The organism is Amycolatopsis sp. NBC_01307, from assembly GCF_035975215.1.
Lineage (GTDB): Bacteria > Actinomycetota > Actinomycetes > Mycobacteriales > Pseudonocardiaceae > Amycolatopsis.
Window position 1 is genome coordinate 1,845,956 of the sequence record NZ_CP108403.1, and the last position, 16,076, is coordinate 1,862,031.

The window sequence follows — 16,076 nt, forward strand, 5'->3', positions numbered from 1 at the left end:
CCGTCACACGTCTTCGACGAGCTCGAAGAGCGCGAGCAGGAGGAGCGGGTGGAAGTCCGCGGAAACCCCCTGAAGCCCGATCCCGGCGAACGAGACCGACGTCGTGTCGCCCGCTGCCAGCGCCGCGCGGTTGCGGTCGGCGATGACGTTCGGGGGGACGGCGCAGACCAGCATGACGGAGCGGTCGCGCAGGACGAAGGACAAGCCGCCCCAGTCGCCGTGCGAGACGGCTTCGGTGCCCGTGGCGACGTGCTGTGGGGCGAGGTCCAGCACGTCCTGCCACAGGACAGCCGTCGACACCTGGTCGACCTCGTTCGCGAGGTAGGTCATCAGCAGGCCGAACGTCGGGAAGTCCGGGATCGCCGTCCACTGGCCGTCGGCGAAGAACGACACCGGCCACTGGTGCGGATCGTCGTCCTCCGCGGCGGGCTCGGCCGAGGCCGGTGCTTCGCCGGGCCGGTCATCCTGCACGGTGTCCCAGTCCGACCACGAATCGTCCGAGTTTTCGCTCTCGATGCTGGTCATGGGCGTGTCCTGCCTTCGTCGTCGGGGGCTGAGCCGGTCCGTCGCGGACGGCGCAGCGGGTGAACGGTAGCGGCCGGCGGCCGGGCGCCGTCGCACCGAACGCGCAGCCGAAGAGGCAGGAGCCCGCCGAAGCGCCGGAGGTCCGTCGCGCTTCCCGGACGGGCAGCTTCGCTGCACCGGCAGCGGTGCCTTGCGGGCAGCGCCCCCGCGGCGCCGCGGGGGCACGCTGGCACCGGCCCACGACCGGCAAGGAGAAGCCATGTTCGTCATCCTCGGCCACGGTGATTCCGACGGCGAGTGCTTCCTCGAACGAGGAACGCGCGTCCACCGCTACGCGGCCACCGTCGACCGGCGGCTGACCGGTGACTTGCAGCTGGTGCTCTACAACGACCTCGGGCGCGGACCGGACAGCCTGCTGCGGCTGTTCCCGTCGCAGACGATCGAGGAATGGGCGGCTGACGAGCCGGACCGGATGATCGCCAACACCGCGTTCGCGGCCCTCGATCCCGACGAGCTGACCGGCCTGGTCGCCATGCGGGAGAGCCCACCCGTCGCGGCCGAGGGCGTCCACGTCGTCGGCTGGGCCGACAGCCTCGTCCTGCCGGACATGGCGCTCTGCTCGGCTCCCGGGACGTGCGTTCCGCCCCACCACACCTGCCAGGGCGTCTTCGCGTTGCTGAACGGCGAGACCGAGCTCCACCTGCTCTCCTGCGACGCCCCGGACGACGTCGATTCCTTCGAGGACGAAGGCTCGGACGGCGAGGCCGACGAGGGCCAATGGCTGCTGCCGTGGGAATCGGTCGACGAGGACTTCGCGGACGGCACCGCTCTCGGTTCCCTGCTGGCGGAATGGGCCGACTTCTACAAGAACGCCGACCACGCGACGTGGCAACAGCTCACCGCCACCGGCACCAGCGCGAAGTCGCAACGGTTCTACGCCCTGTTGATGGAGCAGCGGGAATTCGCGAGCTGGTCGTACCGGAACGCGCTGTCCGACCTCATGACGCGGTCCGGTGCGCTGTCGCCGGGCACGCTGTTCATGTGGGCCAGTGACACCGCCGCCGCCGTCGACCACCTCTGGGAGATCGCGAACTTCCCCGCCTACTTCGTTCGTGGCGCGCTCGAGACGCTCCGGCAACCCGGTGGCCGGCAGATCGTCGGCGACCGCATCCGCCCCCTCGACGACGAGATCCTGACGTATTGCACCCAGCACAGCGCGGAACTGGGGTACGCGGTCGGCGACTGCCTGTGCCGGACCGAGTCCCCGAGCTGGGTGTACGACTGGGCCGGGACGCCCCGGAACGCCTGGCTCGTCGACGCCATCGCCGCGGAATGTCCCGAGCTGGTCGCGAAGGTGCGATCGGAACTGGCCAGGCGCGGCGCGGCGCCGGACACGCTACCGGCGAATCTGCGCCGGCAACTGGAGGCCACGCCCTGAGGAGCGTTGCCCAGGGCCCTGCGCTTTGGGGCACGCCGAGATCCCGGCGGCGCCGGAGAGTGGTGGACGTCGAACACGCGGCCGGACACGTCGGACCGGCCGGCACCGGATCGGGGCGGTGGGTTCCGGCACCCGAGCGCAGACCGATCACGAGGAACAGAAGGTGGGATCCCATGTCGGAAATGTCAGGCGTCGGCGGAGTTTTCGACTGGCTTCCGGCCGAAATCACCACGCAGCAGCTGGTCACCCTCAGCCTGGGGCGCAACCGCAACGTTCCCGCTGTGCTCGGGCAGCTGAATCCCACGGACCCGGCCGGGGCGATCGTCTACAACCTGTTCGCGCGCTGGGTCGCCGTCAAGTTCTCCCAGCTCGCCGCCGACGTCGACCATGATTGGGACGACTACGAGCACGCCGTCGTCTGGCTGGCGGCGAACCCCCGTTACGGGAGCGGCCGGTCGGCGGTACCGGACCGGCTCGCGGGACTGCTCCGCCAGCTGAGCGAGTGGTACGACGAGAAGTTCCTGGACGACCTCGACGGTGTGCTGCGCGCGGCCAAGACCGACAGGAAGGGCTTCGAGGGCAAGAAGTTCCAGGCCGGCGTCCACCAGCGGGCCTCGGCGCAGGACCTCTCGCTGCGCGAGATGGCCGCCCGGATCGACGAGAGCCACCAGGAACTGACGACCACGATCGGGACGCTGCGCCAGGCCGTCGGCGCGTTCCAGCCGGCTGACGGGTTCCCCGGGAAGGACAGGCTCTTCGAACTCACCGACCGGGCTTACACGGCCCTGCTCACCGCGCGCGCCAGGCTGAAGGCAGCTGCCGCGAAGGAGGATCCCGGCGACGAGGGGGGCGCCTTCGGTGCCCCCGCCAAGGCCGTGCTGAGCGAGGCGCGGAACTACGCGCAGCAGTACGAGAACACGGTGGTCGCGCTCAAGAACCTCTTCGACGAACTCGACAAGTGGATCTCGAGCCGCACCGACGCCTACGTCGACAAGAACTTCGAGACGCTGTACCCGCAGACGCGCGGGATCGTGCTGACGATCAAGACCGCCGCGGCCGGGCTCGGCGTCGTCTCCGGGATCCTCGCGGCCACCGGCGCCGCCCTGCCCGTTGCCACGGCCGTCGGTGTCCTCGCCGGGGTCACCGGTGGTGTCGGCTTCACGCTCGACAAGGTCAACCGCTGGGCCCGGAAGCGGTCGGGGCGCGGGGACAGCGCGACCCGCGTCAGCGCGCTCACGGAAGCCCGCGGCAAGACCGACGAAGAGCTCGCCGTATCCGTGGCCGAAGCCGGTGAAGCTCCGTTGACCGTGGGTGAAATCGGCGGAACGGTGCTCGAAAAAGGAGCGTCGTTGCTCAACCGCGTGACCCACTCCGGAGCGGTGAGCGCGGCGGGGCACATCGCGGCCGGCGTCGCTCACGCGACCGGGGGGATCACCTCCGCGCTCGCTGTGGGGGCCACGATCCTGGACTGGCGCAGTTACGCCGCGGCCCAGGACCTGAGCCTGCACCAGGTGGTTTCCTCGGCGCAGGCGCAGCGCGCCGAGCAGCTCGTGCGGATGGTCGCCGACGCGGTCCAGGCCCGCAAGAACGGCGTCCGGCTGGAGAACGCCGAGGTGCTCGCGATCGCCCGCAGCGGGATCACGCTCAAGGCCGAGAACGGCGTGGAACTGTTCATCGACGAAAACGGCGGCTTCCGGCGGCTCGAAACCCTGGACCTGATCGGAGCGAAGGTGCGCGAGCGGCACATGACGATCGGCACCGGTCAGCTGACCTACATCCTCGACTGGGACCGATCGGTCTGGAACGAGCCCACGGACGACGACCACGTCGCCGAGGTGAAGGTGCCGGCGACGCGCTCGGGCGACGGTGTCGACGTCGACCTGGTCCTCGGGGTCACTTCCGAAGCGGAACTCACGCCGCGATCGATCTCCGCCGGAAAGACCGTGTCGCTGCGCGACCTGCGCAAGGCGTTCCTCGAGCAGGTCGAGGAGGACTACCTGGAGGGCGTTTCGCGGGGCAGCCTCGAGTACAGCGTCGTGACCGGCGCCTGTTACGCCTGGGACACCGACTCCGGCCAGGTCGTCGACCTCCCGCCGGACGCGAAGCCGATCCGCAAAGGACGGTGGTTCTGCTACCCGATGGCCGCTGTCGCGTCCACGAGCATCCTGGAACCGGAAAAGGGCAAGCTCGCCTACATCCGGGGCTGGGCCTGGAAGAACGTGAACACGGGTGAGGTGACGGTCCAGTACGCCGAGCCGCCCGTCCTGTTCCCCGACGGCGCACCGGAGCTGATCACCGGTGAGGTCGACGAAGCGGATGAGGTGCCGGCCGAGTTCACCCTCCCGTCGGTGGCCACCATCTTCGAGGTGCTGCTCGCGGACTTCGAGGAGCGGCACAGCGGCGGGCTTCCCGCGACCGGCGGCTCCGACGACCGGTTCGTCCTGCGCAGCCGGGAATTCACCGCGTGCGGCGTCTGGGACGGGGTGGACAAGAACGCGGTGGAGCACTTGCGCGGTGACGAAATCCCGACGTACGACGAGGCGTCCGGCACGTGGACGCTGTACTACGCGCTTCCGGTGGTGGGCGTCGCCAGCGCCGTGCCCGGCAACGCCCTCGGCTGTTTCACGCTGGACGAGCGAGACGGGACGTCCGACTGGAACCTGGACGTGGACATGCCGGTGGTGCTCGACGCCGGCTTCACGGTCCGGATCCACACCGACCAGCCACTCGACGCGCACATGATCGAGGAGTACCTGGGTTGAGCACCGCCGGCGGCACCGCGACGCCGGACCGGGGCACTGCCGGACAGAAAGGAACGGAAAGTTGCGTGATCTCATCGTCAGCGGGCACGGCTCGTTCGATCCCCGGACCCAGCCGCCGCGGGTCGAGCTCGGGGCCGGCCAGCGGCTGAAGGTCTACCAGGAGCCACTGCACCTGTTGTCGGACACCAAGGGCCGGGACATCGAGCAGCTCGTCCCGGCGGTGCTCGACAATCCGACGCGGACGTTCGAAGCCGGCGAGTGGTGTCCCAACTACACCATTGCGCCGCCGTTCGGCTTGGACGTCTACCGGATCGCCGCGGACAACCAGCTCTTCCGCCAGCTCGTCCCCGACCGGAACCTGCGGCTCGCGGACATCCTCGGCGACGACGCGAACTCGGACTGCGTCATCCACTGGGCGGCTTGTCTCGCAGTGCGGCTGAACTCCGTCGGCGGGAACACCGTCGGGGTCAACACCGGCTGGGACGGCACCTCCCGTGGCCAGCGTGAGTCGGCCGAGCTGCCGACCGCCGGCCTCCTCCCGGAAATCAGGGCGAGGCACGACTACCACCCGTCCACCGAGGACGGGCGCTACGTCGACGCCCTCGCCAAGCACGCGTACCCGTCCGGCGGCAAGCCGACCGAATCCGTCCTGACCATGCTGGCGTTCCTGGCCGCGGCCGCGCGCCGGGGGCCGGCCGCGCTGAGCGAGGTGTTCGCCAGGGACCTGACCGGAGAGGACCGCCGGGGGTTCCTGATCAACGACACGTTCCGCTGGTGGCTCGCGGAAAACGGGCTGCGCGTTCCCGGTGAGATCACGGACTCCGTCCTGAACAACCAGGACCCCCGGTTCTGGGCACCCGGGCACGACGCGCTCGACGAGGCCGCCGTCCTCGCCGCTCTCGCCACGGGGAACGCGGCGGCGCTCGCCGCGCTCGAGCCGGACCACCCGGTCCAGGCCGTGCTCACCCCGGGCGGCCTGCTGCTCATCGGCGGGGACCACCCGGCCGCGGTGATCGAGTACGTCACCGCCGACCCGGAGCACGCCTTCGCGGCGGTCAACCGCACGGTCGTCGGCGAGCAGCCGCACCTCGTGGTCATCGACTGCCCACCGGCCGCCCGCGGTCCCGTCTACCAGGCGCTCGAAGATCTCGGTGAGACCAGCATCTGGTTCGACGTCCCGCCCGGCGCCGCCGGCGGGCCGGACACCTGGGACTGGGACGACCTGGCGCGGCGCAACCAGGCGGTGCTCGCCGACTTGTGGCGGGGCCAGGAGGTCCCGTTCCTGGCCAATGACGCCGTGGTGCTGCTCGAACCCGGCGGGTACTTCACCGCCGAGCACCTCGCCCGGGTCCGCGCGCTGGGCATGGAGTACGAGGGCGTCTTCCGGAGCAACCTCCTGACGGGGTACGACGTCCGGGGCTGTCCGCCGCACCTGCGGGCGGCGTTCGCGGAGAACCTCGAGCTCGCCGGGATCCCGGCCGACAAGCTCGACTTCGTCGACTGAAGTCGCCGGCCGGCCGCTCACCGGCCGGGGCGGTCCGCGGCGCGCTCGGTGACCGTGAACAAGGTTTCGATGCCGATCCGGTGCAGCAGCCGCCGCACCGGTGCCGACGGCGCGACGACCGCGAACGGCACGGCGGCGACCGCGCAGGCGGCGTGCGCCGCGACCAGGACACTGACGCCGAGAGCGTCGCACTCGAGCACGTCGCGCAGATCCACCGCGACCGCGGCCGCCCGCTCGTGCAGTGTCTCGAGCTCGGCGGCCAGCGCCGGGCAGGTAGCCCAGTCGAGGCGGCCCGCCACCGACACCACCGTGACGGACCCGCTGGTGCGCACGCTCAGCTCCAGCCGCTGCGCGGGATCCGCGGCGGGTGCGGTGTTTTCGAGGGGGATGGCGAGAACGGTCATGGAACGCACTGTGCCGAAGCTCCGCGGCCACGGGCAAGGCGTTCCGGGTCATCGTGGCCGATCGCTTCGCGTGCCGGGCCCGACCGGCCTGTCCGGCCGGTCACCCGGATCCGGCGCCCGGGACGGCCGATCAGTCGACGCAGGGAATGCCGCCGCCGTCGACGGTGCCGTCCGGCGGCCGGGTGCCCGGGGCAACGGCGGCATCGGCCCGGTCCGCCGGGGCCGGCAGTGCGAAGTCGGCCCCCAGGATCACCCGAACGTGCCCGGCCGCCACCGATCCGGTGGCACGCACCGGCAAGCCACCGAGCAGTTTCGCGGCCAGCAAGGCATCGGCCGCGGCACCGTGCCCGTAGTCCACAGTGGTCCGCCGGACCCGGGAGCTGCCCACCGCGCCTTCCCGGAACCCGTGCTGTCCCAGTACGTCCGCGGCCGACGCGGCCAGACCGACGCGGCCGGACGCGTTGAGCACGTCGGCGATCGATCGGGGTGCTTCGGCCGTCGGCTCGAACACCTGCCGCACCGTCGCCCGGACCTTCTCGACGTCGACTTCGTTCACGGCCTGACCGTCCACCGTCGCGAAGCCTTCGATCGGCAACGTGGAGAACTCGAGGTTCCCGCCGGTGAGGTCGCGGGCCTGCTGAACGAACGCGAGCAGGTCCCAGCCCGCCGACACCACGACGTCCTGCTGCGCAGTTTCGATCAGCGCGCTGAGCTTTCCGAAGTCGGTGAAAGTACCCGCGTCGCGGAGCTTGTGCGTCACGGACGCGAGAAACGCCTGCTGCCGGCGGGTCCGGTCGAGGTCCCCGTTGGCGAGGCCGTGCCGCTGGCGCACGAAGGCCAGCGCGCGGGCGCCGTCGAGAACCTGCCGGCCCGCCGGGAAGTCCGCGCCGGAGTAGCTGTCCCGGACCGGGTGGTTCAGGCACACCTCCACGCCGCCGAGTGCGTCGGCCAGGTCGTAGAACCCGGCGAGGTTGACCTCGGCGAAGCGGTCGATCGGGACGTCGAGGAAGTCCCGGACGGTCTGCAGCGTTTCCCGGCGGCCGGCCTCGCGGCCGCGGGACTCCAGTTCGGTCTTGGCGGTGACCCCCTGCTGCCTCAGCGCCGTCTCGGCGTGGAACTTCGCCAGCCCGTAGGCTTCTTTGATCTTGGCGTGGCCGCGCCCGGGAATGCCGCGGACCGCCACGTAGTCGTCACGGGGGATGGACACCGCGGTCGCGCGTCCGCCACCGGCGGGCAGGTGCAGCAGGATGAGCGTGTTGGTGTTGTACCCGCCTTCGGTGCCGTCGCCCGCGTGGAGCTGGTCCAGGATCTCCGGCGGCAGCATGTCGCCGTTCTGGTCCTTCCGCGAGTCCAGGCCGATCAGGAGGATGTTCAGGGCACCGCCGGTGGAGTGGGCGCCGCCGGCGAGGGCCTCGGACGTCTGCACGCCGTCGAGCAGGCTGCCGGCCGTCGTCGCCGCGATCCCGGTGCACACCAGGACCACCGCCGACGCCGCACCGGCGAACACCTTGCCTGCCACGAGCAACGGGCGGCGGCGCCGCCGGGTCCGGTTCGGACACTGCTTCTGGTGCACGGGATTCCCCTTCGGTCGGCTTCTCCCAGGGGATGCGCGGTCCGGTCCGGCGGTTGGCCGTCCGGCCCGGTGACCAAGCTCACCGGCACGAACGGGCCGGCGCGGGTGGTCCGGCCGGCCAGGCCGATCGGACCGCGGTTTCAGTTCGCGGACGGACTCTCCGCGGGTTTCGGTTCCGCGGCGCTGAGCGCGGCCGGGTTCGTCAGCCAGGTTTGCGCGTGGTCGTCGACGATCAGCACGATGCCGGCACCTCGCGACTGCTGCACCCACTCGTAGAGCAGCAGGTCGTCTTCGAGGCCGCCGCTGGTGCCGACCTGCTGGAGGTCGTGTTGGAGGCCGACCCTGGTGACGACCTGCTGGAGGTCGTGCTCGCCGACCCAGCATTCGGTGCCCTGCACCTTGACGTGCCACCACTTCCGGCCGTCGGCGTCGGTCAGGTCGGCCACTTTCTGGCCGTCGGTGATGACGAGGTCGTGCTCCAGGAGGTATTCGCGCAGGGGATACGCGACGGTGCCGTTGATCCAGCCGATGAAGCCACCGTCCATGACCATCACGTCGTCGCAGGTTTCGCAGGCCGGCAGCACGTGCGTCGCGACACGGAGGCCGCGCGGACACTCCAGGACGATCAGGTCGCCGAGCCTCCCGAGCACTGTGCAGGACGGCGTCGCTTCGTACAGGTCGAGCAGGTAGACCACGCCCGCATCGCCGATCCGCACGCACTGATCCGGCGAGGCGTCCTCCGGCGAGATCTTCGGTAGTGTCCGGAGCACCGTTTGGGGCAGCGGAAACTTCGTGGTGTCCGGCCAGACGAGCAGCTCGTGTCCGCTGTCGTACTTCGCCTGCGGCAGCTTCGCCTGCTTCGGCGCCGGGCCCGCGGCCGGCGGCACCAGGTTCAGGCCGCTCAGGTCGAAGAAGGCCTCTTTGCTCTTGCCGCCGGTGACGAAGTACGCGGGCATCCGGTACTCCCGGCGCGCCTCCTCCGGCTTGTAGGTCACTTTCCCGGTGTTGATCGCGGTCTGCAGGTGGCCGAACGCGGTCTGCAGACCGCCGACCGACAGAGTCCCGGTGTGCGCGTCGTAGGTCGCCCGCGGCAGCGATTTCACCCAGCCGGTCAGCGCGTTCTGCGGAACGGGGTATTCCAGCGTTCCGCTGGTCTTGCGGTCCATCGATCCGGCGGTCACGAACGTGAGCAGTTCGACGGGGCAGAACTCGGTCCCGTCCGGGTCGAGCCGGACCACGCACCGCGGCAGCTTGTTGTGGGTCACCTTGAAGCCGATCGCGGCATCGTGGGCGGTGGAGCTGCTGAGCCCGGGGTCGAACGCGTACCAGCCTTCCGCGGGCACCGATCCACCCGCGAAGAGCAGGTACACGTGGTCGACGGCGTACCCGGCGGGCTCGACGACGTGGTCCTCGAGGTGGGCGAGCCTCTTCTGCTGCCGGCGGAGGGCCACGGTCACCGGGTCGGTGGTGGACACGTCGAACTCGAGCGCCGAGCAGTGGCCGGGGTCGACCGCGTACGCGACCCGCCCGGCGCCCTTCAAATCGCCGTGGAGGAAGAAAAGAGCGGACACGGAGCACGAGGAGAGCAATGATGTGAAGGGCGTCTGGGGAATCCGGCCCGGCTTGTCCTTGTTCGGTGCCCACACCGTGACGACCTTGGACAGCGGCACCGACCACTTGCGGTAGTCGTAGACGAACTCGACAGTCTTCCCCGCCGGTTCGGCGTCCGGGAAGTTCGCCGAGGCGTAGTCCAGCAGTTCTCGCACCTGCCTGAGTTCCTCGTTCCGCTGGTGCACCTCGGCCTGGTGCTGCTTGCTGCTTTGCCCGGCGGTCTTCTGCGCCGCCTCCCACTTCTCGGCCTTCGGCTTCGTCGCGGTCTGCGCCGTGACCACCGGTGGGTTCGCCACCGGGTAGGCGGCGTTCTTCGCCGCCCACAGCTTCTCGTACGCCGTCGTCAGCAGATCCGCGATGTGCGGTTGATGGCTCTTGTACCAGTCGTGGGCGTTGTCGCGCTGCTGCTTCTTCAGCTTCAGGAAGTGCTCGGCGCCGCCGTGGAAGTTGTGGTCCCCGCCGTACCAGACGTGCAGGTTCTGGAACACCGGCAGGTTGGGGGTGGCGTGCACCTGGCTGCAGGACGTCGTGTCCGGCGGTGTTCCGAGGAACAGCGTGATGTGGAAGGCCGGGAAGTCCGCGCACTGGTAGACGGCCGTCACCGTGGAGCCGGGATTCTGTCTCGTCCACCAGCTGCTGCCCAGCTTGAGCTCGGCGGGCGGGAACACCGATCCGGGAACACCGGGTGTCGACATGCGACTCACCTCCTGAGTACGGGCTGACGGGGGTTCAGCGCCGATGCGGCTGCGCGTGCCCACCCGCGACCTCGACGGCGCCGGCCTGCGGGCCCTTGTCCCCGGACACCACGGTGAAGGAGACGACCTGGCCCTCGGTCAGCGTGCGGTAACCCTGGCCGAGGATCGCGGAGTAGTGGACGAACACGTCGTCGCCGCTGTCACGGGCGATGAACCCGAAACCCTTCTCCGCGTTGAACCACTTGACCTTGCCGATGGTCTTGTTCTCTGGCATCTCTTCTCCTGGGCGATTCTCGGGGAAACCGGTTCGGGTCAAGCGGTTCCGTGGCTGCCCGTGCAGACGAGCACGACGCCGGCGCCGATGAGCGCCAGGCCGGCCGCCATGCCCAGCCCGATCGGTTCGGCGAAGAACACGCGGTTGGCCAGCGCGACCAGCGCGATGCCCCCGCCGGACCAGACCGCGTAGACGATCGTGATGGACAGCCCGAGCCGCACGACCTGCGCGTCGAGGAAGAAGGAAAGCCCGTACCCCGCGATCACACCGATCGCGGGCAGCCACCGCGTCAGGCCGTCGGAAAGCTTGAGGCAGACCGTCGCGAACACCTCGACCAGCACCGCGAGTCCGAGCAGGAACCACTTCAGCATGCGATCACCTCGAGCGGCACGGGCACGTCACGGCGTGACCGTGGAATCGGAGAAGGGCAGCCATTGGTCGACGACCGGGAACACGCAGTACCACAGGCCGAGGGCGATCAACGCGGCCGTCACGGCGAGGATGGCGGTCTTCAGGAGGGCGCCGCCCGGAAGCACGCGCCACAGCCGGCCGTACACGTCAGGCCCCCAGTTCCGCGGGCCTGCCGGCCTGCGTCTTGTCCTGTGTCCGCGCCAGCTCGCCGAACACGATCAGCCGTTGCTTGTTGCTCCACTTCGGGTTGCACGTCGTGAGCGTGATGGCGGCGGCCGTCGGCGGTGTGCCCGGCGCGTCCGGTACCGGCGCGACCACCGACGTCTGCGTCGGCTGCACCACTTCGCTGCGTTTCACGACGTAGACGAACCACGTCGTCCGCGTCTCCACCACCAGCGCGTCACCCGCGTGGAGCCGGTCCAGGTTCCAGAAGACACTCGGCGAGCGGTGCCCGGCCACCGCGAAGTTCCCCACCCCGCCGGGCGGCTGGGTGCCGGGGTAGTGCCCGGGCCCCTTGCGCAGCGCCGCCTGGGTGACCCCTTCGACGATCGTCCACTGTGCTCCCAGTGCCGGGGCGTACAGCCGCGAGAACGGTGCCCCCGGGTCCGGCGCCGCCGGTGCGGCCACCGGCGCGCTCCACAGCTGGTCGAGCTGCCGGCCGGCTTCGTGCTGGGCCGCTTGGTACTCGGCCGACTTGCCCCAGACCTCCCACGCGGCCAGCAGGCCCAGGACGACCGCGAAGGTGAGGATCAGCTCGGCCAGTGTCCCCACGGCGGTGCGCAGGACGCGCAGGGGCGCCGGCGGCGGTGGGTACACGCGGGTGCTCGCGGTGGCGACCATGTCGGCCTCCTTCCGGCTTCCTGGCTTCGTCCGATCCTGATCCGTGGGTTCCACCCTCGGCCGGCCGGTCCGGCGCACCGCTCCCGATCGGGCAGCCTTTCGGCCCGCGGCAGCGGATCACGGCGCGCGCGGCCCGATCGGGCAGCCCGGCGTGCCCGACCCGCCACACCGAAGGCGAGCGGGGTTTCGGCGGCCCGCTCGTAGCGTCGGCGGTGCTCGCCGTCGCCGACCGAAAAGAGTGCGCGCATGCGGTCTTCGTCCCCGGCGGTGAAGGTCCTCGCCGTCACCGCCCTGCTGCTCGTCGGACCAGCGCTGCCCGCACGCGCCGAAGACGCGCCGACCACGGTGGCGGGGCTGGTGACGCACTACCTGGATCTGGGGCACGAGGCCGAAGCGGTCAACGAGCAGGTGCTCGAGGCGCAGGACGACCTGACGGCGGCCCAGCAGGCCGCGCGGACCGCGAGCGCCGCCGCGGCCACCGCCACTCAGCGGTGGCAGCAGGCGCAGGGGGTGGCGGACGGGCGAGCGGCGGCCGAGCAGCGGCTTGTCGCCCTCCTCTCGGCTACCCGCGGCGACGACCCGCTCCGCGACCTGCTCCTCCCCGGGGACGTCGGCGGGTTCCGGGCCGCGGCGGACGCCGGCCTGCTGGCCGGGCTCACCGACGACTCCGCGCTGCGCGACGCCGACGCCGAAGCCGCCGGAGCGGCCACGCTCCGCGAGCAGGCTGCTACCCGGGAGGAGGCCGCCGCGGCCGCCGAGGGCACGGCCCAGGCCGCCGCGGACGCGGTCCGGACCCGCCGTGACGAGCTGGACGGGAAGATCTCGGCCGTCCGCGCCGCCCTCGACCGGATCCCCGCCGACCAGAAGTCGCTCCTGCAGACCGACGCCGCCGTGCCCGCGACCCCGGTCGCCGTGCCGGCCGGGGCGGTGGGCACGATCCTGACGTTCGCGCTGGCCCAGCTCGGCAAGCCGTACGTGTGGGGGGCGACCGGGCCGGACTCCTACGACTGTTCCGGGTTGGTGCAGACGTCGTACGCGGCGGCGGGCGTCCGCGTTCCCCGCGTGTCGGCGGACCAGGCGAAGGTGGGCCAGGGTGTGGGCCGGGCCGAGGTGCGGGCCGGGGACCTGATCTTCTACTACCGCCCCGTGCAGCACGTCGCGATGGCGCTGGACGGGACGCGGGCCGTGCAGGCGCCGACCTTCGGTCAGCCGGTCAAGATCTCGGCGATCGACGCGATCGGCCCGATCACGATGATCAGGAGAGTGCTCCCCTGAGTCCGCGCAGTCCCGCCGCCCTCGTAACGGGGAGTGACCAAATTTGACATAAGTCTGGCGCTTGTCTCACTTTTGAGGTACGAATAGACGAGAGTACTTGGCCGAACGGCCGAACGGGATCGTTTGCCATGTGACTGTCTGTGTCTGATCATCATCGTCCGGGGGGCCAGACCCATGGAGGTTGCCGGTGCGCTTCGACACCACGCCGATGCCGCGGACCCCCATGGCGGGCGACGGCTCGACCCAGCGCGGCGCCCGCTCGCTGACCGTCGAGGACCTGCTGGCCGACCTGCTGCTGCGGGACGCCCGGGTGCTCGCGGGCGGTCGCGGCACCGACCGGCCGGTCGTGGACATGCAGTGGTGGGACGGCAACGAACTGCCCGAGAGCACCGACCAGGTCCTCGTCCACGAGAGCGCCGAGGGGCTGCCGCCCTACCTCCTGGAGGCGGGGCTGCGCCGGGCCAGTGACGGTGCGGCGAGCGCCATCCTGCTCGTCGGCGCCCACGGTCACCTGATCTCCTCGACGATCCGGCTGGCCGACCGGCTGATGATCCCGCTGATCGCGGTGGAATCCGACGAGCCCCGGTCGTTCGCGCACGCGCTGGCCGTCCTGCTCCGCTCGCCCCAGCTGACGCGGGCGGCGCAGGTCGAGGCACTCGTGCGCCGGCTGCGCTCCCGGCGCCGGACCCCGGACGTCGTGCTGGGGGCGTTGCGCGATGTCGCCGGTCTCGAAGCGACGGTGCTCGCCGGGGACGGGTCGCTCCTGCTGGGCGCGGCGCAGCCCCTGCCCGGCTCCGCCCGGCTCGACCTTTCCGTGCCGCAGCAGCTGCCGGTCGCCGGCGGCACCCTGCTGCTGCAGCCGGTGTACGGGCCGGCCGCCCGCGGCACCGTCGCGTGGCTCGCGCTGCGGCTCGAATCCAGCCGGCCCTACGTCATCGAGAACGCCGCCGATCTGCTGTCCATCCTCGAACCGTCGATGGCCGCCTGGCTTTCGGAGGAGCGGCTGGCGGCCGAGCAGAACGCGCGGTCCCGGTCCCAGCTGCTCACCGAGCTCCTGGAGCGCGGGGAGTCCGTCGGCAAGGAGACCGTCCACCAAGCGGTGGCCGCCGGGTGGCGGCTCTACGGCTGGCACACCGGTGTCCACATCGGACTGCGCGGCGGGGACGACGACCGTGACTTCGTGCTGATGCAGTTCGAGCGGGTGCGCCGGGTGCTCACGGCGGCCGGCATCGAGGGCACCCTCGTCGAACGCCCGGACGGCTGGTCGGTCTGGGTGACCTCGTTCAACCAGCCGTCCATGGTGCAGCAGCGCGAGTTCGGGGAACGGGTGCGCAAGGCCCTCGAAGCCATGCCCGCGCAGTGGGAGATCTTCGCCGGGATCGGCCGGCCGCACGTCGGCATCGTCGGCATCGCGTCGACCCTCAGCGACGCGAGGGACGCGGCGACCCTGGCGCGCACGGACCGCTCGGTGCGCCGGGTGAAGCACGTCGAAGATCTCGGCGTCTCCCGGATCCTGTTGTCCTGGCAGGGTTCGGACGACCTACGGGCCTACGCCGGCTCGGTGCTGGCCCCCTTGCGCCGGGTCCAGTCTGGTCAGCTGCTGGAAACGCTGCGGTCGTACCTGGACAACCGGTCGTCCATCGGGCTGACCGCCGACGCGATGAACCTCCACCGCAACACCGTCACCACCCGGCTGCGGCGCATCCGCGACCTGCTGGGAGTCGACCTCGACGACCCGGACGAGCGGCTGGCGCTGTCCATGGCCTGCCGCATCGTCGAGACCGACGAGACCCACTAGAAGTCCATTTTGCAGACGTCGTTGAGACGGAACAGGAACATGCCCCTGATGTCGCCCGCGGGCAGCTTCTCGATCTCTTCGGCGGAGTAGTTGGCTGTTCCGTCGCGATTCCACAGCGGCTTCTCCAGGTACGCCTCGCTCCAGGACCCCAGATCGCCCTCGAGCTCACAGTCGATGTACGTCTCGTCAGGGTTGAACTTCTTGACGAAGGCGTCGAGGATCTCGTCCGAGGCGTACCCGTCGGCGGTGGGCATCAGGCTGAGGTGCGCACCGGTGCGGATCGTGGCCCCGGCCGGCGTCGTGGTCGTCACCACGACGGTGAGGCAGCTCGAGACCGGGGTGAAGGTGATCTCGCCGGGATCGGTGACCCGCCCGACCTCCCCTTCGGCGAGCTGGATGCTCTCCGTGCCGGGCGCTTCCCGGTCCGGGTCCGCCGAGGCGGGCCCGGCCGGCACCGGCACGTACCGGGCCCGCGCGTCGTCCAGCGCGGTGAGCAGCTCGTAGAGCTCGGTGGTCAAGCCCTCGAGGCGCTGGACGTCGCCGACCGCGCTGTCGTAGTCCCGGACGAGGTGGTCGTAGCCGCTGCGGGCCGCCGCCGCTTCCTGCTCCAGTTCCGCGCTCAGCTCGGAGTTCCGGTTGGCCGTCTTCGCTTTCTCGGCCCGGTCGTAGGCCGCCTTGGCCCGCTCGGCCCGCGGGATGCTCCGGCGGGCGTCGTCCGTCCGGTCCTGCACGACCCGGACGACCGTGTCGATGAGCCGCGTCAAGCCGCTCCGGGCGTCGTCGTACCACTGCTCCGCCACTTCGGCGATGCTGTGCCCGGCGAAGGTGTCCCGAAGCTCGGCGTAGCGCCCCATGACGAGCGTCGACCCGGATTCGAAGGATTTCACGGCGTTCTCGTCGCGGGTGAAGGTGCTCTCCCACCAGCCGGGGAACTGGATCTCTCGCGGTTGCGTCATGACATCTCCT

Annotated in this window: 14 protein-coding genes; 5 read left to right on the forward strand and 9 right to left on the reverse strand. The window is 70.8% G+C overall.

Translation table 11 applies throughout. The annotated features are described in order from the left end of the window. Positions 1–3: 3 nt before the first annotated feature. A complete protein-coding gene (locus tag OG439_RS07925; protein ID WP_326948708.1) occupies positions 4–525 on the reverse strand; it encodes a hypothetical protein in 522 nt (173 codons plus the stop codon). A gap of 259 nt (positions 526–784) precedes the next feature. On the opposite strand from OG439_RS07925, the gene OG439_RS07930 reads away from it, so the two are divergent. From OG439_RS07930 to OG439_RS07940, 3 genes are all read left to right on the forward strand, one after another. Continuing rightward, positions 785–1,963 (forward strand): hypothetical protein, encoded by a 1,179-nt coding sequence (locus OG439_RS07930; protein WP_326948709.1) that lies wholly within the window; start codon positions 785–787, stop codon positions 1,961–1,963. A gap of 173 nt (positions 1,964–2,136) precedes the next feature. Further along, the gene (locus tag OG439_RS07935; protein WP_326948710.1) at positions 2,137–4,725 is read left to right on the forward strand and encodes a hypothetical protein; all 2,589 of its coding nucleotides are present in this window, start codon (positions 2,137–2,139) and stop codon (positions 4,723–4,725) included. 61 nt (positions 4,726–4,786) lie between these two features. After that, on the forward strand, positions 4,787–6,229 hold the full coding sequence (locus OG439_RS07940; RefSeq protein ID WP_326948711.1) for a putative adhesin: 1,443 nt from the start codon (positions 4,787–4,789) through the stop codon (positions 6,227–6,229). A gap of 17 nt (positions 6,230–6,246) precedes the next feature. Here the strand turns inward: OG439_RS07940 and OG439_RS07945 are convergent, their stop codons facing one another. The 7 genes from OG439_RS07945 to OG439_RS07975 all read right to left on the reverse strand — a co-directional run bounded on the left by OG439_RS07945 (position 6,247) and on the right by OG439_RS07975 (position 12,037). After that, entirely contained in the window at positions 6,247–6,633 is a 387-nt protein-coding gene (locus tag OG439_RS07945) for an STAS domain-containing protein (protein ID WP_326948712.1), read from the reverse strand. 130 nt (positions 6,634–6,763) lie between these two features. Continuing rightward, positions 6,764–8,206, reverse strand: a complete 1,443-nt coding sequence (locus OG439_RS07950; RefSeq protein ID WP_326948713.1) for an LCP family protein — start codon at positions 8,204–8,206, stop codon at positions 6,764–6,766. A gap of 140 nt (positions 8,207–8,346) precedes the next feature. Then, entirely contained in the window at positions 8,347–10,512 is a 2,166-nt protein-coding gene (locus tag OG439_RS07955; RefSeq protein WP_326948714.1) for a hypothetical protein, read from the reverse strand. 34 nt (positions 10,513–10,546) lie between these two features. Further along, positions 10,547–10,786 carry a cold-shock protein gene (locus OG439_RS07960; protein WP_326948715.1) on the reverse strand — a complete coding sequence of 80 codons (240 nt, stop codon included), beginning with the start codon at positions 10,784–10,786 and terminating at the stop codon, positions 10,547–10,549. A gap of 38 nt (positions 10,787–10,824) precedes the next feature. Next, a complete protein-coding gene (locus OG439_RS07965) occupies positions 10,825–11,157 on the reverse strand; it encodes a DMT family transporter (RefSeq protein WP_326948716.1) in 333 nt (110 codons plus the stop codon). 27 nt (positions 11,158–11,184) lie between these two features. Then, positions 11,185–11,343: a hypothetical protein gene (locus OG439_RS07970; protein ID WP_326948717.1), complete on the reverse strand. Its 159-nt coding sequence runs from the start codon at positions 11,341–11,343 to the stop codon at positions 11,185–11,187. Position 11,344: 1 nt separating this feature from the next. Next, the gene (locus OG439_RS07975; protein ID WP_326948718.1) at positions 11,345–12,037 is read right to left on the reverse strand and encodes a class E sortase; all 693 of its coding nucleotides are present in this window, start codon (positions 12,035–12,037) and stop codon (positions 11,345–11,347) included. A gap of 246 nt (positions 12,038–12,283) precedes the next feature. Between OG439_RS07975 and OG439_RS07980 the strand changes: the two genes are divergently transcribed. After that, complete coding sequence (locus OG439_RS07980) at positions 12,284–13,312, forward strand: C40 family peptidase (RefSeq protein WP_326948719.1); 1,029 nt, start codon at positions 12,284–12,286, stop codon at positions 13,310–13,312. A 187-nt stretch (positions 13,313–13,499) separates the two neighbouring features. Then, the gene (locus tag OG439_RS07985) at positions 13,500–15,110 is read left to right on the forward strand and encodes a PucR family transcriptional regulator (protein ID WP_326948720.1); all 1,611 of its coding nucleotides are present in this window, start codon (positions 13,500–13,502) and stop codon (positions 15,108–15,110) included. Here the strand turns inward: OG439_RS07985 and OG439_RS07990 are convergent. After that, entirely contained in the window at positions 15,107–16,066 is a 960-nt protein-coding gene (locus tag OG439_RS07990) for a hypothetical protein (protein ID WP_326948721.1), read from the reverse strand. The two genes, OG439_RS07985 and OG439_RS07990, sit on opposite strands and share 4 nt — an antisense overlap. Positions 16,067–16,076 lie beyond the last annotated feature (10 nt).

Bases quoted from the DNA above. Each gene is read 5' to 3' on its own strand.
- OG439_RS07990 (WP_326948721.1), bottom strand. From the start codon at position 16,066: ATGACGCAACCGCGAGAGATCCAGTTCCCCGGCTGGTGGGAGAGCACC.
- OG439_RS07930 (WP_326948709.1), top strand. From the start codon at position 785: ATGTTCGTCATCCTCGGCCACGGTGATTCCGACGGCGAGTGCTTCCTC.
- OG439_RS07925 (WP_326948708.1), bottom strand. From the start codon at position 525: ATGACCAGCATCGAGAGCGAAAACTCGGACGATTCGTGGTCGGACTGG.
- OG439_RS07955 (WP_326948714.1), bottom strand. From the start codon at position 10,512: ATGTCGACACCCGGTGTTCCCGGATCGGTGTTCCCGCCCGCCGAGCTC.
- OG439_RS07975 (WP_326948718.1), bottom strand. From the start codon at position 12,037: ATGGTCGCCACCGCGAGCACCCGCGTGTACCCACCGCCGCCGGCGCCC.
- OG439_RS07960 (WP_326948715.1), bottom strand. From the start codon at position 10,786: ATGCCAGAGAACAAGACCATCGGCAAGGTCAAGTGGTTCAACGCGGAG.
- OG439_RS07965 (WP_326948716.1), bottom strand. From the start codon at position 11,157: ATGCTGAAGTGGTTCCTGCTCGGACTCGCGGTGCTGGTCGAGGTGTTC.
- OG439_RS07935 (WP_326948710.1), top strand. From the start codon at position 2,137: ATGTCGGAAATGTCAGGCGTCGGCGGAGTTTTCGACTGGCTTCCGGCC.
- OG439_RS07945 (WP_326948712.1), bottom strand. From the start codon at position 6,633: ATGACCGTTCTCGCCATCCCCCTCGAAAACACCGCACCCGCCGCGGAT.
- OG439_RS07980 (WP_326948719.1), top strand. From the start codon at position 12,284: ATGCGGTCTTCGTCCCCGGCGGTGAAGGTCCTCGCCGTCACCGCCCTG.